Source organism: Prevotella melaninogenica, from assembly GCF_003609775.1.
GTDB lineage: Bacteria > Bacteroidota > Bacteroidia > Bacteroidales > Bacteroidaceae > Prevotella > Prevotella melaninogenica_A.
Genome location: NZ_AP018050.1, coordinates 705461 through 726608, shown reverse-complemented (window position 1 = coordinate 726608; position 21148 = coordinate 705461). Strand labels below are relative to the sequence as shown.

At 40.3% G+C, this 21148-nt stretch carries 13 protein-coding genes and 2 pseudogenes; 11 read left to right on the top strand and 4 right to left on the bottom strand.

What is annotated here, in order from left to right:
• Window positions 1-3: 3 nt before the first annotated feature.
• Both PMEL_RS09575 and PMEL_RS09570 read right to left on the bottom strand, forming a co-directional pair.
• Entirely contained in the window at window positions 4-1056 is a 1053-nt protein-coding gene (locus tag PMEL_RS09575; protein WP_120175089.1) for a chain-length determining protein, read from the bottom strand.
• Window positions 1057-1194: 138 nt separating this feature from the next.
• On the bottom strand, window positions 1195-2016 hold the full coding sequence (locus tag PMEL_RS09570) for a glycosyltransferase (RefSeq protein WP_120175088.1): 822 nt from the start codon (window positions 2014-2016) through the stop codon (window positions 1195-1197).
• 246 nt (window positions 2017-2262) lie between these two features.
• On the opposite strand from PMEL_RS09570, the gene PMEL_RS09565 reads away from it, so the two are divergent.
• Entirely contained in the window at window positions 2263-3369 is a 1107-nt protein-coding gene (locus PMEL_RS09565; RefSeq protein WP_120175087.1) for an MraY family glycosyltransferase, read from the top strand.
• A 333-nt stretch (window positions 3370-3702) separates the two neighbouring features.
• Here PMEL_RS09565 and PMEL_RS09560 read toward each other — a convergent pair whose 3' ends face one another.
• Window positions 3703-4152 (bottom strand): lipocalin-like domain-containing protein, encoded by a 450-nt coding sequence (locus PMEL_RS09560; protein WP_120175086.1) that lies wholly within the window; start codon window positions 4150-4152, stop codon window positions 3703-3705.
• Between the two features lie 33 nt (window positions 4153-4185).
• Window positions 4186-5781, bottom strand: a complete 1596-nt coding sequence (locus PMEL_RS09555; protein WP_120175535.1) for a capsule assembly Wzi family protein — start codon at window positions 5779-5781, stop codon at window positions 4186-4188.
• Between the two features lie 832 nt (window positions 5782-6613).
• On the opposite strand from PMEL_RS09555, the gene tssD reads away from it, so the two are divergent.
• The 10 genes and pseudogenes from tssD (at window position 6614) to PMEL_RS09505 (ending at window position 20985) form a co-directional block, all read left to right on the top strand.
• Complete coding sequence (gene tssD, locus PMEL_RS09550; protein ID WP_004383461.1) at window positions 6614-7012, top strand: type VI secretion system tube protein TssD; 399 nt, start codon at window positions 6614-6616, stop codon at window positions 7010-7012.
• Between the two features lie 163 nt (window positions 7013-7175).
• On the top strand, window positions 7176-9026 hold the full coding sequence (locus tag PMEL_RS09545; RefSeq protein WP_120175085.1) for a type VI secretion system Vgr family protein: 1851 nt from the start codon (window positions 7176-7178) through the stop codon (window positions 9024-9026).
• 3 nt (window positions 9027-9029) lie between these two features.
• Window positions 9030-9821, top strand: coding sequence for a hypothetical protein (locus PMEL_RS09540; RefSeq protein ID WP_120175084.1), 792 nt, complete (start codon window positions 9030-9032; stop codon window positions 9819-9821).
• 6 nt (window positions 9822-9827) lie between these two features.
• Window positions 9828-12908 (top strand): PAAR-like protein, encoded by a 3081-nt coding sequence (locus tag PMEL_RS09535; RefSeq protein WP_120175083.1) that lies wholly within the window; start codon window positions 9828-9830, stop codon window positions 12906-12908.
• A gap of 2 nt (window positions 12909-12910) precedes the next feature.
• Entirely contained in the window at window positions 12911-14104 is a 1194-nt protein-coding gene (locus PMEL_RS09530) for a hypothetical protein (RefSeq protein ID WP_120175082.1), read from the top strand.
• A gap of 74 nt (window positions 14105-14178) precedes the next feature.
• A pseudogene (locus PMEL_RS09525) lies at window positions 14179-14499 on the top strand (hypothetical protein); the annotation flags it as partial.
• 107 nt (window positions 14500-14606) lie between these two features.
• Window positions 14607-15431, top strand: a pseudogene (locus PMEL_RS12400) (phage baseplate assembly protein V); the annotation flags it as partial.
• A 432-nt stretch (window positions 15432-15863) separates the two neighbouring features.
• Window positions 15864-16655 carry a hypothetical protein gene (locus PMEL_RS09515; protein WP_120175081.1) on the top strand — a complete coding sequence of 264 codons (792 nt, stop codon included), beginning with the start codon at window positions 15864-15866 and terminating at the stop codon, window positions 16653-16655.
• Window positions 16656-16661: 6 nt separating this feature from the next.
• A complete protein-coding gene (locus PMEL_RS12550) occupies window positions 16662-19754 on the top strand; it encodes a peptidoglycan DD-metalloendopeptidase family protein (protein ID WP_120175080.1) in 3093 nt (1030 codons plus the stop codon).
• A gap of 139 nt (window positions 19755-19893) precedes the next feature.
• Entirely contained in the window at window positions 19894-20985 is a 1092-nt protein-coding gene (locus PMEL_RS09505; protein ID WP_231999412.1) for a hypothetical protein, read from the top strand.
• The last annotated feature ends 163 nt before the right edge of the window (window positions 20986-21148 follow it).

Below are 21148 nucleotides of genomic sequence, written 5' to 3'. Positions count from 1 at the left end.
CAACTATTCGCCCTTTGCTCCACCAAACAACAACGAGAAGTTACAAATAACGAATGTAACCATCAGGCTTAGGAAAACAACAATAAAGACAAACGCCATTCGCTTTGGTCCAGCAGGCTTAACAGGCACTGATGCACTCTGAACTGTTGTAAAAGAAGGAGTATGCTCCTGTAACTTTGCCTGCGCATTCTGTAGCTGAGTGCTCAACGCACTATAAGCATTAAACTTCAATTGCATATCATTCTCCAAGTCATCACGCTGTGACTGAAGTTCCTGCAAGATAACATCTTGGTTGGCATCAGAGAAGGTAGCATACTTCTGACGAGCGTTCTCATACTTCGTCTTCGCCTCTGCTACTAACTTTGTATAATACTTCACGTCATTCTTCATCTTATTTGTTTTATAGCTTGTGATGAAGTCCTGCAGTTTAGCTCGTACCGAATCGGCAATCGTAGCACTGATCAATGGGTCTTGATCTTCCACTGAAATCGTTATCAACCCCGTCTTAATATCAATATCACAAGCAATACTATTCTTTATTTGTGTGAATATTTCGTCTTGCTTTTTACTAAGCATAAACGGATTAATAGTGTCTGCTTTGCTTGTAAGACTGTCCTTCTCACCAAACTTCTTCCCAATCCATCCAATAGCTTTAGCGTATGGTGACTCCTTCTGATGATTATAAAGATAATCATAGTAAGTGGTCTTTAACGAACCATCTTTTGTCTCTACAGGAATCCGTAGCAGACTCTTTATAAACTCATTAGACTTCATCAAGTCTGGATAAAGACTTGGCTGCAAGGCATTAGCAGAGGCAACATCGCCAAGATCCACACCAAAGGAAGACGCAATAGAACTCAACTTACCTCCGCCCTCAGTATTATCCATCTCTGGGGCGAGTGATATATTGCATTTATAATAGCGTGGAACAGGCAGAATCACTAAGATTGATCCTACCAAAGCAACGACAAAAACAATAACGTATCGTAACAAGTCATGCTTAAGTTTTTTGAGAAAGGAAACTACTGCAACATTCTCTTTCTTATTGTCTTCCATTGAAACTATATTTTATTCTGTATTTATCTTTAACAATTAACTACGATATAAGAATAGAAACGTATTCTTAGCTATTTTATTGTATCGCCTCTTAGTAGATAACATTCATATTTCTAAATAACTTCAACAACCCTAAACCTATGTTTTCCTTATCAGATTATACAACCGCTGACGGATAGGTAAAGGCATAACACGAGTGGTAAATCGGATAACTACACTTTGACAAAAAACATGGAAAGGAATATAACCCATCTTTAGCATCCGTACCAAGATACGCACTTCATCACAAGCATAAGCCCAGCCACCTCTTCTTGCCACCGTCTCCTCCGAATAACGGAACCATAACAAAGACTCCTGAATATTATAAAACTTACTCCCATTCTTTAGCATTCGCAACCAAAGGAAATAATCTTCAGGGAAATATTCTGTGAGATAACCGCCTACTGCCAACACAGCTGCCTTTCTATACATAGCTGTCGGATGGTTTATAGGACATCTATATTGAGCATATTTCTGTATCTCATCATACTTTTCAGGTACTTTTCTTATCGACTTAACCTGCATCTTATCATCTGTAAACTCATCTATCCAAGAGCCTATTACGTCATAGTCCTCATGCGCTTGAAGCCAATTATACTCTACCTCTAACCTATTCGGTTTACAGATATCGTCAGCATCCATACGTGCCACAATATCGTATTTACAAAGCAGTAAGCCATCATTTAAGGTCTTGCCCAATCCCCTATTTTCAGGATATGACACCACTTTCAAAGTCGGATATCTTGAAACGAAAGACTTTATTACGTCATACAAAGCTTCCGTCAAAGGACCATCCTCTAACAAAACGACCTCAGCAGCCTCTACAGTCTGAGAGAAGATACTCTCTAAACTTTCACGAAGGAAAGCAGGATTATCTTTCTTATAAACAGCCATTAAAACTGATATGTCAATACGTTCCATACGTCGGTCTCAAGGATTATTTAACAAAAAATACTTAAATAAAATCGATTAATGCCGAAAGCAAACAACGACTCTATTCGTATTCTTTAGCTACAAATTTACAAAAAGAAAATAACAAATAACCATTCATAGTAAGAAGATTTCGCAAAATCAATTATTAGAGGATAATAATTATGCTTTTTCTGATGCTCGAATACAATATTATTACAATTATTGAGTTTTATTAAGCACAAGAATACAAGCAAAATGTCGACATATACTTTAATCAGTCTTTTTGCATTTGCCATGAGTGCCATTTGTGGATTCATTATGATTCCACAGATTCTCTCGTTTTGTAAAAAGAGAAAACTATATGATACACCCGATGCCAGGAAAGTACACAAGAATGCTGTTCCTCGTTTAGGGGGCGTATCTTTTATGCCCAGCATGCTGATTGCTACCATCGTAGCTCTATTGGCGTGGGTCTATACAAGCAAAGGCAACAAGATTGGTGTCAGTCCATGGAGTATCTTCTTTGGCGTGGGTATTACTATTATCTATATAACAGGAGTAATTGACGACATCTTTGGTGTGAGAGCAAGGGTTAAACTTCTTATGCAGATTGTCGTTGCCAGTCTGCTCCCTATGTCCTATCTTTACATCAATAACCTTTATGGATTCTTAGGCATCTATGAGATTCCACCACTTGTAGGAACAATCTTAACCATTGGTGTACTGGTATTTATCATGAATGCTATCAATCTGATAGATGGTATTGACGGACTCTCTGCGAGCCTTACACTCATTGCGTTATGCGGTCTTTTCTATATCTTCCAACGTGAACAGATATGGATATACTGCATCCTTATTGCGGGATTGATGGGCGTACTGATTCCTTTCCTTTACCATAACATTTGGGGAAAACAGGAAAAGAACCAAAAGATATTCATGGGCGACTCTGGTAGTCTGACACTCGGCTATATTCTTGGCGTACTACTGATTAAGTTCTGTATGTATAACCCGTATGTCATGCCTTACCAGAAGGGTGCAACACTCCTTTCCGTGACCTTACTCCTCGTACCGACCTTCGATGTATTCAGAGTTATCATCGTACGAATCCTACACCGCAAACCGCTTTTCAGAGCCGACAAGAACCATATTCATCATAAGCTGATGCGTGCAGGAATGACACAGCATCAGGCATTGATTAGTATTGTTGCGCTATCGCTTATTTTTATCCTCATCAACCTTTCTCTCTTCAACCACCTTGTTGTGACATGGATTATTGCGATTGATATTATTATCTATATCGCTTTCCACTATACACTCGATGTCTTTATAAGAAGAAAGGGCGGACTTCCTTTCACTGAATAAAGAGGAAGTAAGAAGGTAAGAGACTAAAAAGCAAAGAAGCGTTATTAATATATACACAAAAGGCAGGCTAACACCTGCCTTTTATTATTTTGTAGCCATAAAGTTCAAAAACGTCATCTTAAACAACGACTGTCCTTCTGCATAGCTTTCACACCGTATCACTTTGTTATGTGCTTACGCCCCGCACCAATGGTGCTAAGCCTCCGCACATCATGTGTTAAGCATCAACACATTGCTTATAGAGGGACAAAGCCTGCCATGAATATCAAGATAAGAATCCTAAGAAACTAATGATTCACATGACATCGACAATATTCTGTCGGCGACTACCATTTAGAATTTATCAAAGTAGAGCCTTACTGCCCCATCATTCAATATCATCGTTCGTCTGTCTATCTTTTCTATTCGAAACACTGGCGTGATACTTTTAATACCATATAGCCCTAATGTTGATTCATAAGCAGTTAGTGGTCGGTCGCCATTCTCACGATCAAACTGATAAGGAGCAGTCAACGTAAGTTGGTCATTATTAATTCGGAAACGATAGAGATAGCTATAATGCTGTCCCGTTTTATCTTCCATTTGTAAGAGTTTTGACTGAAAAGACCAGAAGACAATCTGCTCACTCAAATCTTCACTCGCAACGGATGTCATTGATTCGATCTTCACAAGATGCCACATACCCTCCATGCTTCCTGCATCATTGTCCGTTTCCAATGTACAAGAGGAGAAGAGGAGTGCCAGCAGAGGCAAGACAAAGGATAATATCTTTATTCTTTTCATATTCTGTTTTGTTCTTCTTTCACAATAAAAAGGCTATTTCTTTCCTAATAAACCTCGCTTCGTAATGGTCAACTGCATACCATAGTTGTTGCCACCGAGTACTGAACCGAAGTCGGCTCCGATACCCATTCGGACATCAACGCCTCTCATCCACATTGGAAGTTTCTGTCCTTGCAGCGTGTAAGTTGCCTCTCCCATCAGACTCACATTGTGCCGTTTCTTCGTGTAAGGCTGTTCGTAGGTACCCAATCCCTCCTGCCATGTGCCGAGGAAACGCCACTTAAAATACTCTGAAGGATGACCACCTAAACCTACATGGAAACCCACGAAACGGTTGTCCTTAAAGTAGATTGTCCCATCTTCATTATAAATTGGCGAACGATAAAGCGGATTACCAATGCCTTGTCCCCAATGTTGGAAACCTGGGAGAATATAATGGTTATAGAAGTTGTCCTTTCCTCCTATATGGTCGGCTATCGTTATGGTGTGATCATGGTAAATCGGACCACTCTGATACTTTGAGTAAAGATATTCAACGACAAGAGTGTTCAACCAATTGTCAGGCTTATAACGATATTCAAAACCTAAGAGCCAGTCCTTGAAGTCATAAATCAGATAGCGACGTTGCTTCTTCTCCTGCCACTCGCTGCCCTCACCATAACCGTCATAGTCAAGCTGAAGCATGGCAGAATGGTCCTCAAAAAACTTATCGGCATAGAGTGAAAAGCCGTGCCAGTCGCCATCATAGTTGAAACGCATCACCCAACTGCCTAACTGGTCGCCTTGCACATTCTGATAAGTTGTCTCACCATTATCAGCACCACCAGGGAGAAAAGCGTTCCAATAGGCACTCAAGCCTTTGCCATTCTCTATGGTTCTCATTGCACCATGACCATCAGGGAGATAAGAGGTACCGCCAAAGATACTAACCATCTCTAACCCCATCTCCAACGACCACGGGCAGAACACCTCATCATTGCCCAACTTCAGATAGCCTGCCTTAGAATGAAAGAGCGCACGGTCGGTATATTTCGACTGCTTAGCCGTAAAATCATGTTGCCAATTTTGGTCGGTCATCATTCCGTAGGCGATGTGTCCTTTGAGGTGCAACCAGCCATTCGCAAAGGGTAGTGTCCAATAGTCTGACAATGCCAAACGCACCTGCGGAATAGGACGAGCATTGATGCCCAAGGTCTGTGAGCCAGAACTGAGTTCATTGTTCTTCATCTGCATCGGTTCTTCCTTGGCTCCGATGGTCAGTGTTCCGTGCCACCATCGCCCTTCCACGTATGCCTGCTGGACAACTGCCTTACTGGTATAATTGATAGGAACGACAACATCTAACCCATAGCCTAAGCCGAACTTCTGCCCTTCATCTGTCGCTATTGGGCGTTCTATGCCCCCACGCAGATAGCCGTTCGCCGTCTCCAGCGAACTGAGTCCATACTTATTGGCATTGAGCCAGAGTGGGGTCTTGCCCTTTGATAGGCTCCCCTGCATTTCTACCTTATATTCTAAGCCTTTTAATGGCTGCAACCTTGACGTGTCACGTCGTACTGGCTCTTGATACTGGGCCTGCATCGTCGATGTCATCAAAAGGACAACCAAGGTTGAAAATAACTTCTTCATCATTATAAAGTTAATACCAGCTACAAAGATAATAAAAAAAAGATGACCAGCAAACTTAATCCCTCAGCAAGTAAACGCAACTTGTTTGAATTCAAATAGAAAAGTGAATAAAAACATTCCTCTGCTATCTATTCAACATTAACACCCCTTCGTGGGCTACACATCCTTACATAAAACCTCCGTTAACTCCGTGTCTCTGTGTGAGATTTAACCTGAAAAGATAAAGAAATATATTGACAAAATATTCGAAGGAAAGGCAAGGAAAAGGCTTAAAAACGCATCGCTTTAGCGTCTACGTAAGTTATTTGTAATCAAATAGTTGCAAAGGAAGATTGTAAAAGGTGCTTAATTAGACTCTAAAAGGGCGTTAATAAGACCTCAAAAGGGCACCTCTTGCAAGCCAAAAGGGCGTCTTTTCAAAGCCTATTAAGCATAAATAGAATTTTAAGAGACTGAAAATTATTTACAACTTCATACAGATAGACAAGTGAATAAGTTAATAAACTGATGAGTTGACAAGTTTATTCTTATAATGATGAGGTGTTCCTCCTACTCTCGAAGTAAGGTAAGGATTTAGCTTATCAAATGTTAAACTTATGTTATTTTACATCTTTAATTTGTTTTTATAAAATTATATTTTTACTTTTGACATCATAAAACAACAGATTGCAAATCTTCCTCTTCTTCCAAGAGCAAGACTGTTTATCAGCCGTACAGAGGGGACTTCAAGAAGTTGTTGAGGTTTTCTCTTTTTTATTTCCCTATAATATTAGGAGATGATGAGGGTGCCTCGTTTATCATTTTTTTTCTAACAACTTAAAACTTTTCAATTATGAGTTCATTTAGAGCAACTTTGGAATTGGGTGGTAAGGAGTATGACGTACTCTACTCTAACTACGAGTTCAGCCGCACAACTGACAAGAAGGGTCAGCCTGCATCAAGCATCTCTGGCGGTCGCATCAGCGTAACTATCGAGTCTACTGATGACACTTCTACCATCGAGGCTATGCTTAACAGCCAGTTCAAGCCTGTTGAGGGTAAGATTGTTTACAAGAAGAGCGAAGAGGATGCTAAGATGAAGGAGATTTCTTTCAAGAATGCTTACATCGTTCATTACAAGGAGACACTCGACGTTAACAACGAGGCTCCTATGACCATCGCTATGACTTTCTCTGCTGAGAACATCACAGTAGGTAATGCCGAGCTGGACAACCGTTGGCCTCGCACATAAGTCTAAGAAACATTAGGACTATGCAGAGTTTTCGTGCTCGGCATAGTCCTTTTCGCTTTCCACAATTAAAGGGGATTTAAGTCAACTTTAATCTCCTTAAACTGAAAATATAATACCCTAACACACGCCTATTAGCTTTATTTTATCTCAAAACAAACAACCAATGTCAATTCCATTCAATCCAATCACTATCAGCGTAGGAAAGAAGTCTCTTTCTTCTTTTATTTCTCTACAGATTGAACAAAACATAGGTACACATCATCGTTTCCAAATGTCTGTTGAATTGGAAACGGGTAGCAATAGATATGTACATAATATCAATAGCAGCAAGGACTGGCTCGGAGAGAGCATCGTTGTAAAGGCTGCAAACACTCCTATCTTCGTGGGTGTGGTGACAAATGTACAGTTACACCGAGAAGGAAGCGACTTTGGATGTATTATCGTTTCAGGTTATTCTGCTACTTACAGAATGGAAACGGCACATAGCTGCTTCTCATGGAATGATACTACCATTGGTGACGTAGTGAAAAAGCTATGCGAACAAGCGAAGGTGCAATTAGAGTTAAATCCAGAATTCAAAGAGAACAAGGACTATATCTGCCAATACGAAGAGTCCGACTTCGACTTTATCCGTCGTCTTGCTCATCAGTATCAAGAGTGGATGTATTACGATGGAACTAAACTAATCTTCGGAAAACCAAAGAAATTGGCTGATCCAATTAGGTTGGAATACGGAACGACGCTGTCGTCACTTGACATTGGTTTGCAGACACTCGCACGTTCAGAGCAGGTGTTCTCTTACCACTCTGGTTCGGACCGTGAGATGGAGAGAATGACACCAGACCAAGCCATTGGACATGATAAACTGTCGGGAGGTGCCTTCCGTGCATCACTCGGAATGTTCTCAAAGCCAGCAAGACAGCGTGCATTGCCACGTATCAGCGATGAGTCGGAACTTATTAATTACATGGGGCGTAAGCAGGCGGCTGAGACTGCTGAGACACATTACATCACAGCAGAGAGTCAGGTGCCAACCCTGCGTGTAGGTTCTGTGGTAAGCCTTTACAGTTCTTTCTTGGAGCGTGTAGGAAATATATCTAAGGAGAGTTTGGGTAACTTTATCATCATCGAGATAACCCATGAGGTGAGCCAAGGAAGCTACTATAAGAACCGCTTCAAGGCTATCCCTGCAACGATAAAGGCACTGCCAAGTCCAAAGGTGCGTATGCCGCTTGCAGAAACACAGATGGCAACAGTGCTCAGCAATGCTGACCCACAGGGTAAGGGCCGTGTGCGTGTGCGTATGAACTGGCAGACGGATGGTATGCAGACTGGTTGGGTGCGTGTGATGACACCTGATGGCGGTAGCAGTAGTGACGTAAAGAGCAACCGTGGTTTTGTATTCATCCCAGAGGTAGGCGACCAAGTCCTCCTCGGCTTCCGTCATGGTGACCCAGCAAGACCATACGTTTTGGGTAGTCTCTTTAACGGCACCACTGGTGGGGGCGGTCTTGAAGGAAATCACATGAAGAGCCTCACAACTCGCAGTGGGCACACTATAAAGTTGAACGATTCACTATCGTCACTTGGAATTACCATCAAAGACATAAAGGGCAATTCCATTCATATTGACTCTGTAGGAGATGACATCATCATCAATGCAAAGCGAAATATTACTATCAATGCAGGAGAGACATTCACCGTAAACTGCAAGAATGCCAATATCCTCGCTGAGGAATCCATCAATATGAATGCTGAGCAGGATATTACCAGTGTCTCTGGGGAAAGTACGTCTATACAGGCAGGCGAATCCCTCACAGAGATAGCAGCAGACAGTTATGTCCTATCTGCTAATGATGCTAATGTACAAGTCACAGAAGAACATAATCTTCAGGCATCTACAATATCGGAGACAGCAGAGAAAATCAACATTGACAGTACGATGGAGGACCTTGACCTTTCTTCTCCAAAGAAAGTTAATATCCAGAGTTCTGAAAAAGTAAATCTGTTCTAAACTATGTATATTCCTTTTAAAGCACTGACAGGGTCACACAAGGTGCATGGAGTCAGGACAGAAGTTATGCCAGACGGGGTGAGTGAGACCAAATGTGAGGCTTCTATAGAGTTTGTTCCGCTTTCTGAAGATAGCAAAGTCAAAGCTATAGTACATCTACATGCCTTTGCAGATGAAGACGATGCCACGGCATCATTTGTACATGATATAGAATCTACTCTTAACCCTATATGTCTGGAATTGGACAATAGGGGTAAATGTGTTAGCATTTCAGACCATGACGAACTATGTAAACGATGGGATGACAGTCTCTTTCTTTTGCGTGCCAAGTATGAAGGAGAATGGGTTGAAAAGGAGCTACAGTTGTTGACTGATAGGGTTCATGACAAGAAGCTTCTACTTAACATGATGAAAAGATATTACGTACTTTCAGAGTGGCTGGAAGCCGACTGGTCAGGCATAGAGTTCACAGAAGGGAAAGGACGCAGAGAGCACGAAGAGGTAGCCTTGGGAGTATCACTTCTCTTTTCACAAGATTGTTCCTTTGAGGACATAGGAGAAGGAATATCGCTACACATTGTTGGAAATGCTGACTTGAAAAAGAATGAAGTACAGCTTGACAAGATTCCCCTCCTTGATGAGATTCAGATAGAAGATATAACATCTATAGAACAACATTGTATTGTGAAGACATCCAACCTTACAAGAAGTCCTCAATCCGTATATAGTCATTATATGGTCAAAGGGCGGGAGCAGATACTTAAGGATATTGAAATAAGTCTAACCTTTCAATAAAGAAGAATGGAAACAGGCAAAAACACATCAGCAGATCGTAATCGTAAACAGACTGGGAACAGTGAGGAGATTGTTGCAGATAGTGCAATTTGCACATGTGACAAAGGTTCCAAACCAGGAACTTTCCGTGTTACCAGCCAGCAGAAGATTTACTGTAACGGCGCAAGAAAACTTGTTGCCACAGACCAAGACAAGGATATAAAGTCCTTAAATTTTGGAAGCTGTGCAGCAAAGAATAATGGTCCTTGTTCTCCGAATATCGCTTGGAGTAACACGTATAATAAGATTGCCATAAAGGGTAAGATGTATCCCCTAACGGTCAAGAGTTCTGGTACTTGTAAAGCTGGAGGCGGTAGAATCAATATACAGACATCTGGTCAACAGGTTGTAGTAAAGCCTTCTGCTTCACCACGCAAGGCTAACAGTACGGCACATAAGAGTCCGATCTTTACAGAAGAAGACTGGAAGCATTTGCCGCAGGATGACGAGAAGAGTCAGAACAAACGTGTTCCAGCAGCGGTACAGGTAAACAATGTTCTTGTCAATGGTAAGAGGGAGATAACCATAACCCCCTACGACCAAGAAGAACTCCTATTCACTACGTCACTTACGGCAGGAAGTATGCGGGGGACTGGTGTCAAGTGGGATGTCTGTCATGGCAATCGTGTGATTGCAAAAGGGTTGACAGAAGCTCCAGCACGTACTTACTTTACCAAAGAAGGTACATACTCTGTATATGCTTATGTTCATAAACCAGGCTCACCCAAAGGCAAAGGCGTGGTTAAGATAACCGTATCCTACCCCAAGTTCAAAAGTATAGAATGGAAGGACGAGAATGGCAAACCTGTTACTTACATAGGGTTGCGTAATAAAGTGTTTGCACATGTATCTTTGCCGGGCTGTAAAGGTATATCTGTCAATTGCCGCTTTTATTATAATGGATATGAGGGAAAAACCTATCTATCCGCCCTTACTCCAATAACCTTGTCTGCTGCAGGAAAAGTAAAGATAGCCCTTTCCCTTTCAAGCGACCAGTTAAAGAAGATAATAGAAGACCGTAAGCGTTTCAGCAATGGACAGAAAATAAGGATATATCTGGAACTGAGTTCTCGACATTGGATAGAAAACCTAACAAAGGTTTCACAGCACCCTATCCTGTTCAATGACAAAATAGAGTTCCGCAGCTTAGTCATTTATAAAGATTCTGATTGCAAAGAAAAACTGCAGGGTGGTATTGCTGACAGCGGGAGTACCGTATACGTGCGTGTCTCTACCTCCAATATGGAAACCGGCAAGATACGTCTGGATGTATATAAGCACGAAACAGGCAACCAAGAAGAGAAAAGTCCCAAGCCATCACCTGTATATAGTACCAGTTGTCCTGTCAATAGTACGGGTGTCTATAAGTTCTCTTTAACGTTGGCAGCACCTCCATACAAGGAAGGTACAGCCTACAAGGTTGTTGTCTCATGGCTTTTCAGTAGTAATCAATCTTCCAACGGAAATGTAAATAATAATACTGGCAGACAGACCCCAAAGGAAACCAAACAATACATACTTAAAGGGAAGGAAGTTCTTTTCTCTGTCAAGAGGCATATCCCCACGCCAAAGGCAGAACCCAGCAAGGCGAATGTTAATCGCACAGAGCCTGAAAAAGGTGGATGTCCACGTTGTAGTGCTCCAATTACAGCAGAGCAGCTTAAAAAGGTTTTCCCAAAAACTTCAGAAAAAACACGTATAAAAATTGCTGATGCTTATAATAAGCACATGAGGTATTTTAAGATGGACACCTGTTGGAATAAAGCACATTTCTTTGCACAGGCGAAGATAGAAGTGGGAGATTCTTTCAATATTAAGACCGAAAGTTTTAACTACTCCGCAAGGCGTATGAAAGGGAGAGACAACGTTAATGGAAAACACTGGGTACAAGGTAATATTCAAACAAGACAGGGTGGTTATTTTACAGATGGTAAATCAAAAAAATCACCATATTCTTATATGGTAAATCATCCGGATTTAGCAGAAAAATATGGTCGTAAGGACTTGTATAGATATAATGACCAAGGTATTCAGGCTGCAAATGAAGAGATGATAGCCAATATTGTATATGATGACAAAAATTGCTCACAGAAAAGGAAATTAGGTAATACTCAAGTTGGAGATGGTTGGAAATTCAAAGGGCGGGGACTGGTGCAGATAACAGGACGCTCAAATTATACAATAACCAATAAATACACGGAAAAGCTACTCGGTAAGAATATTATAAATTCGGAGGCTGATGCAAATCTAGTTGGTACAGATATTGAAGTCGCAATGGTTGCATGCATGGCTTATTGGGCTAAATCTGGAAGAAATCTAGAAATTAAATCCAATGGAGAAATAAATGAAGATATTATCTCTGCAGGTATTGGTAGTAATGTAGATTATATAGGAAAACAAAGTGCTTTCGATAACATAACATCTAAATGCTTTGCTGTATCCGATTGTAACATCCAATCAAAGGCTAAAAGAGTGAAAACGGTGACAGATAAGGAACTAAAGATAGAAGAAGGCATCAAGTGGCTTGAGAGTATCTGCATTCCAATAGAAAGTGTAGGAAAGACCAAATATAAGATACCATACTGCCAGGATCTAAATCGCATCAAAGATAGTGGTGCTAAAACAATGGACTGTTCAGAAATGGTAGGACGTTATGCTGCAAAAATAGAATGGTCAAAGAAACCTATGGGATGGACAACAGCTAGTATGATAGAATATGGTAAGAATCATCCGAAGTGGCTTATTCAACATAAAAATGCCAATTATATACCCAAGCGAGGAGACATCTTCTTATGGAGAGGACACACAGGAGTAGTAATCGAGTACGATGAACAAAATGATATAGTTACCACAATAGAAGCTATTAGTTCTACTGTAAATAACGAAAAGCCTGTAAATGATAATGGAAAATTTCGAAAGCGTAAACCTGACATCCATTTACGAGGAGTCATAAAAATGAAGTTCAAGAGGACAGACTATCATTTGCTTGGTCATTCTCCAAAGCTTTGCTATTTTTATTCTTTTGCAGTACATTATACAAAAAAATAGACATGAGAAGACTTATTACATCAATTTCAATGATTGTATTAGCAATCGTATTTTATCAGTGTAGTTCAAAAAGCGGGAAAGTGAGTGTGGATACGAACCAACAAGATACACTGCAATCCTTAAATGATAATATCATCAATATGGAAAGATTGAAAGAAATGGGAATAGACAAAAAAACCTTGACCAAGCACATGAAATTGCAGGAGTTAGCCTGGTATGGCGGAGACTTCCGCGATGACCAATCTAAGCCTAGATACGAACCCACAGAATTAGATTTTCTACTAACAATACCCTTTGTGGATTACTACTTATCCTCACATGGTTATAAACGCCCGACAGAAAAGCTGTTTCAAGATAGAATCAAGAAAGTGTTTGGCATAGGACTAAAAAAGCATAGCTCCAAAAGTTATGAGGAAATCGTTGGGGATGGTTCTTTTGACTTTGCCCATAGCTATTATAGTATATGTGATAAGAATTTTATAACATATAATTGGATGCTCCGTGATATGCTATCCATAGAGGGAGATAAAATTAAGTTAAAGTCAGAGGTATTTCAACAAATTCTTGCACTCAATAAATTTCTTATTTATGATGACCCTTCAGCATTTAAAATTTTGGAATTATCTAAGTATGAAGGGGATGAAAATGATTTAGGAGACTTTTATAGTGGAAAGATGATTTTAGATGATTTGTTCTCAACTTATAATTATTTTGGAAGTTCGCTGTTAAACCAATGGTATTTTAATAAGCAAAAAGATGTACCTTATGGCTTTGTAAGCAGAATCTTTGAGCAGACTTCAAATAAGAAACTAGTTGTACATCCTTCTTTAATAGAAACAGTGGAAAGGAATTCGACAGGTAAGAACGGGACTTATTTTAATAATTTTGGACTTTACGTATATCAGGTGTTACAAAATGAGGATGGTATGAATTCCAACAATTATACTCTTGAAGAAAAAGCGAGGATATTTTGCCATTTTGCTAATTCGGAATACAAGATGCGGAATAAATATGCGGAGTATATGGATACCGGCGACTGGGGCAGAACTTCATGGACATATATCATGATGACCAATTGTAAAAGTATTTATGAGGAAGCTCAGGCACATAAGTTCTTCGGAATAAGTAAACCTGAAATGATGGAAGAAATGGAACAAGAGGGATTGGAATTAAATCCATCCAATGATAACGAATAAATTATTTGAGATGTCTGTGAGACGGCAGAAGTACAGTAAAGTGTCATCCAATGGAATCAGTCTTATGATAAGATTTCTGTGTAGTCGTTATCGAGCCAGAGCATCGGGATATGGGTAGACAAAGTTCATTTGTAGGAGATGATATAAGTTACCGTAAGACCATCAGAGCTCGGATAAACAAGTACGAACTGAACTCTCCTCGATACGGTTCTAAAGCCAATCCTGTCCCTGTGTTAGACTATGATTATGATTTGCAACGATTAAGAAGTGCTTATGATGACAAGGAATACGAGTATGCGTTCAGCAGACCTTCCTATTACAAGAGAGCAGTGGAACTATACCTCACCTATATGATGAGTGAGGAAGAGTTCAAGGAACGGTTTGAAAAGGAGTAATTTGGTGGGCCTATCAATACAACGGTAATACGTTATGAGAAAGAGCGGTATAGGCTGGTTTGCAGGTGTCGGGCTTGTTGCAATGTTGTTGAAAGTTGTTTTCTAATGGTTTGCAGACACTCGCACGTTCAGAGCAGGTATTCTCTTACCACTCTGGTTCGGACCGTGAGATGGAGAGAATGACACCAGACCAAGCCATTGGTCATGATAAACTGTCGGGAGGTGCCTTCCGTGCATCATTAGGATTGTTCTCAAAGCCAGCAAGACAGCGTGCATTGCCACGTATCAGCGATGAGTCGGAACTTATTAATTACATGGGGCGTAAGCAGGCGGCAGAGACTGCTGAGACACATTACATCACAGCAGAGAGTCAGGTGCCAACCCTACGTGTAGGCTCTGTTGTAAGTCTTTACAGCTCTTTCTTAGAGCGTGTAGGAAACATATCAAAAGAGAGTTTGGGTAACTTTATCATTATCGAGATAACCCATGAGGTGAGCCAAGGCAGCTACTACAAGAACCGCTTCAAGGCTATCCCTGCAACGATAAAGGCACTGCCAAGTCCAAAGGTGCGTATGCCGCTTGCAGAAACACAGATGGCAACAGTGCTCAGCAATGCTGACCCACAGGGTAAGGGCCGTGTGCGTGTACGTATGAATTGGCAGACGAATGGTATGCAGACAGGTTGGGTGCGTGTGATGACACCTGATGGCGGTAGCAGTGACGACGTAAAGAGTAACCGCGGTTTTGTATTCATCCCAGAGGTAGGCGATCAAGTCCTCCTCGGCTTCCGCCATGGTGACCCAGCAAGACCATACGTTATGGGTAGTCTGTTTAACGGCACCACTGGTGGTGGTGGTCTTGAAGGAAATCACATGAAGAGTCTCACAACTCGAAGTGGGCATACTATAAAGTTGAACGATTCACTATCATCACTTGGAATAACCATCAAAGACATAAAGGGGAATTCCATTCATATTGACTCTGTAGGAGATGACATCATCATCAATGCAAAGCGAAATATTACCATCAATGCAGGAGAGACATTCACCGTGAACTGCAAGAATGCCAACATCCTTGCGGAGGAATCCATCAATATGAATGCGGAGCAGGATATTACCAGTGTCTCTGGAGAAAGTACGTCTATACAAGCAGGCGAATCCCTCACAGAGATAGCAGCAGACAGTTATGTCCTATCTGCTAATGATGCTAATGTACAGGTCACAGAAGAGCATAATCTTCAGGCATCTACAATATCGGAGACAGCAGAGAAAATCAACATTGACAGTACGATGGAGGACCTTGACCTTTCTTCTCCAAAGAAGGTCAACATCCAGAGTTCTGAAAAAGTAAACTTGTTCTAAACGATGTATATTCCTTTTAAAGTACCGACAGGCTCATGCAGGGTTCATGGAGTCAGAACAGAAGTCATGCCAGACGGGGTGAGTGAAACGAAATGTGAGGCTTCTATAGAGTTTGCTCCTCTTTCTAAGGATAGCAAAGTCAAAGCTATAGTACATCTACATGCCTTTGCAGATGATGACGATGCCACAGCAGCATTTGTACATGATATAGAGTCTACTCTAAACCCGATATGTATGGAACTGGACAGCAGGGGGAAATGTATTGGGATTTCAGACCATGACGAACTCTGTAAACGCTGGGATGACAGTCTCTTTCTTTTGCGTGCCAATTATGAAGGAGAATGGGTTGAAAAGGAACTACAGTTGTTGACAGATAGGGTTCATGACAAGGGGCTTCTGCTTAATATGATGAAGAGATATTACGTATTTTCAGAGTGGCTGGAAGCTGACTGGTCAGGCATAGAGTTCACAGAAGGGAAAGGATACAGAGAGCATGAAGAAACAGCCTTGGGAGTACCACTTCTGTTCTCACAGGAATGTTCTATTGAGGACAATGAAGAAGGAATGTCGCTACACATTGTCGGGAATGCTGACTTGAGAAAGAATGAAGTACAACTCGAAAAGATTTCCCTCCTTGATGAGACTCAGATAGAAGATATAACATCTATAGAACAACATTGTATCGTAAAGACTGATAGGATTACAGAAATTCCCCAGTCCATACATAGTCATTACACTATTAAGGGACAGGAGCAGATACTTAAGGATATTGAAATAAGTCTAACCTTTCAATAAAGAAGAATGGAAACAGGCAAAAATACATCAGCAGACCGTAATCGTAAACAGACTGGGAAAAGTGAGGAAATCGTTGCGGATAGTGCAATTTGTACATGTGACAAAGGTTCCAAACCAGGAAATTTCCGTGTTACCAGCCAGCAGAAGATCTACTGTAATGGTGCAAGAAAACTTGTTGCTACAGATCAGGACAAAGATATCAAATCCTTGAACTTTGGAAGTTGTGCAGCAAAGAATAATGGCCCTTGTACTCCAAATATCGTTTGGAGTAACACTTATAACAAGATTGCCATAAAGGGTAAGATGTATCCTTTGACAGTCAAGAGTTCTGGTACCTGTAAGGCTGGAGGTGGTAGAATCAATATACAGACATCTGGTCAACAGGTTGTAGTAAAGCCTTCTGCTTCACCACGCAAGGCAAATAGTACGGCACATAAGAGTCCGATCTTTACAGAAGAAGACTGGAAGCATTTACCGCAGGAGGACGAGAAGAGTCAGAACAAACGTGTTCCGGCAGCAGTGCAGGTAAACAATGTTCTTGTCAATGGAAAGAGAGAGATAACCATAACCCCCTACGACCAAGAAGAACTCCTATTCACTACGTCACTTACGGCAGGAAGTATGCGGGGGACTGGTGTCAAGTGGGATGTCTGTCATGGCAATCGTGTGATTGCAAAAGGGTTGACAGAAGCTCCAGCACGTACTTACTTTACTAAAGAAGGTACGTACTCTGTATATGCTTATGTTCATAAACCAGGCTCACCCAAAGGCAAAGGTGTGGTCAGGATAACTGTATCCTACCCTAAGTTCAAAAGTTTAGAATGGAAGGACGAGAATGGGAAACCTGTTACTTACATAGGGCTGCGTAATAAAGTGTTTGCACATGTATTTTTGCCGGGCTGTAAGGGTATACCTGTCAATTGTCGCTTTTATTATAATGGATATGAGGGAAAAACCTATCTATCCGCCCTTACTCCAATTACCTTATCTGCTGCAGGAAAAATAAAGATAGCCCTTTCCCTTTCAAACGACCAGTTAAAGAAGATAATAGAAGACCGCAAGCGTTTCAGCAATGGGCAGAAAATAAGGATATATCTGGAACTGAGTTCTCGTCATTGGATAGAAAACCTTACAAAGGCTTCACAGCATCCTATCCTATTCAATGACACGATAGAGTTCCGCAGCCTAATCATTTATAAAGATTCTGACTGCAAAGAAAAACTGCAGGGTGGTATTGCTGACAGCGGGAGTACGGTATACGTGCGTGTTTCTACCACCAATATGGAAACTGGCAAGATACGTCTGGATGTATATAAGCACGAAACAGGCAACCAAGAAGAGAAAAGTTCCAAACCATCACCTGTATATAGTACCAGTAGCCCTGTCAATAGTACGGGTGTCTATAAGTTCTCTTTAACGTTGGCAACGCCTCCGTACAAAGAAGGTGTAGCCTACAAGGTTGTTGTCTCATGGATTTTCAGTAGTCAGTCTTCCAACGGAAATGTAAATAATAATACTAACAGACAGACCTCAAAGGAACCCAAACAATACATCCTTAAAGGGAAGGAAGTTCTTTTCTCTGTCAATCGGCATATCCCAATGCCAAAGGCAGAACCCAGCAAGGCGAATGTTAATCGCACCGAGCCTGAAAAAGGTGGATGTCCACGTTGTAGAGAAGAATGGACGGATATGCTTCCAAGACTACAGAAGATTTTCAAGGGAGTGTCACCTGAAAAATTATCAATTGTTGCAAGAATTTATACTCAGTATATGAAAGAGTTGAGGATGGATACGTGTTGGATTAAGGCACATTTTTTTGCTCAAGCCTATAAAGAAACAGGAGGTAGACTTGATGTAAAGGAGGGAGAATCCTTTAATTACTATTGGGAAATCATACCAACCAAATTATCAGCCTTCAGAACAGATGAAGGAAGAAATAATGCAAGAAAATGGGGGCGTGCGGAAAAGAAATCAACCAAAGCGAATGCTGTTTCAAAAGAAAACCAAATAAAGATAGCAAACTATGCATATTCTTATAAGTTCAGCAAGGGAAAAGAACTGGGAAACAAATCTCCAAATGACGGATGGCACTTCAGAGGTAGAGGATTAATACAATTAACTGGTAGAGCTTGCTATACTGCAATTGAAAAAATATTGCATGATATAGGTTATTCCTGCGATATCACAAGTAGTATAGAGAAATCAGATCAAGTTGGCAAAAATTTCGAACTTGCAGTGGTTGCTTCTATGGCCTTTTTCAAATGGAAAAATGTAGATATGTACAGACTCTGCAATGGGAATAAAAACACAACAAGTATTTCTACAATTGTTGGAATGAAAGAAACAAACAAAGATACAGGTAAGTCGAACTACGAAGAGAAACAAGAAGCCTTTACTAATAGGACTTCTATTGCTTTTATGGTGGATAATTGTAAGTGGGATGTTAAGGAATCTCCAAAACAAACTCCAAAACAAGGAAAGTGGCACGAACCTGTGGATAATCCACAGATAACGATATGGACTCAGAGTGGACGTAATGAGCCTTCAAATGCGGTTTTTGGTGCGAAAAGACCTAATGGACATTATCATCAGGGAGTTGATTTGTTTTGTACAGAAGGATCAAATGTATATGCGTGTTTGGATGGTATTGTAGAATCAATAACGGATTCTCCTAAGGGACAAGGACAGACCATTGTGTTAAAAATAACAGATAAGGAACAAATAAACTATTTCAGACAAAGGAGAAGAGACTATAATCCAACCTATGATGGCGAAAAAAAACAGGGTGAAGGATTTGATGAAAATTCTAATCATATATACCTTGTCTACTATCATTTAAGTTACATTCTTGTTAAAAAAGGTAGTGTATATGCTGGGCAGGTTATTGGTTATTCGGGTATTTCTGGTATCAGAGATGGAACTTGTGGTCCTCATCTGCATTTTGAAATAAGGTCAGAAAGAAGATGTGGAGATCTGACTAAAAGATGTAATCCTGCATATTATGTATATTATAAGGTAAAGATGTCACCAGAAGAAAAAAGGATACAGGAAGAAAGAATGAAAAAAGGACAATTAAAAGATTTTTATGGGAGAAAATAAAATGAAAAAGATTCTATGTATACTTATGATTTCGGTTTTAGTTCTGACGCATGTAAGTTGTCAAGAGAATGTAAGACAGAGGCAATCTACAGACATAAAAGGAACTTTTCAAAATGTGAAGCAGAAAGACTTGATTTGTATGAATGAAAAGACAATCAGAAACTACTATAGAGAACTGGCGGAAGTAGGACTTGATGGCGTTACGGTAATGGATATAGACAAACAAGTAGAGTATACAGATTTGGCAATAGAACTTATTTATGATGCGCTCAGAAGAATGGGATACCAGTCTGTCAGTGATGCTGAAGCACGAAAGGCTATCAAAAAATATTATAACATTGATATCTCTGAGAATAACATCTATTTGGCAGGGAACAAACTTCGTAGATATGTATTCAAAGATGGAGCTTCTAAAGAACGGTTGGAACAGCGAAAGGCTATGGAAGTAGACTCTTCGGAAACAGTTTCTTACTTTTGGAATAAGAGTATCTATGTTCCAAAGTATAACTACATCGTATCCTATCCTTCCATAGAGAACACTGTTGAGCTTCAAGGATTTGACAATGAAGATACCGACGATGATATAGTTGAGAAAGGGAAACTTTACTATGCGATAGATACAGCCTATTTTTACAGAAACCAATTCATCTTCCACGACAGCAAGGCAGCCCTCACTTGGCTTATGAATAATGACAGGAACTTCCTTCGTGAGTTATTCCTGAAATACGGCTACGACAAGTCTGATGTAATTAATAAGATGATGATAGATGAAGTGAAAGAGGAAGGAGAACTCCCTATAGGGAAAGATTACAAGGAACTCTTTGTTTCAAAAGGTGCGGATGGGCGGCTTCTCATCCATCAAGGACTGCTGCTGTATATGTTGAAACATGCTGACAGAAAGAATCTGTATTACTGTATGTTGGATCAATATTTATCATATTTGTTGGATTTAGAAAATGAACCAGAGGTTGATGGTCTCACGAAGGAAGAAAGATATAAAGCTGGTGCATACATCGGATATTATTATGGTCTGATGTATGAGAAATGTATAGGGACGCCTTGTGATATTCAAGCTTTTGGATATAGACTGTACTATCAGAAAGACTTTGTCTCATACATCAAGAAGAATAATTACTTCCACCTAAAGGACTTCGATAAGATAATACAAATTCAATATGACCGGTATCAGGAAGGAGTTGAAATCGAAAGTCATCGTATGTCTGGTGAATAGTATAACATTGTGCTATTCCTTGACATTATGAGGATGGCGTATATATCATAATTCTATTCAAAACATCAAAAAAAGATATGAAACGATTCTTGTTTATAAGCTCTTTATTACTATACCTTCTTACTTTTACACAGTGTAAACCAAATTCTTCTAAGGATAATAC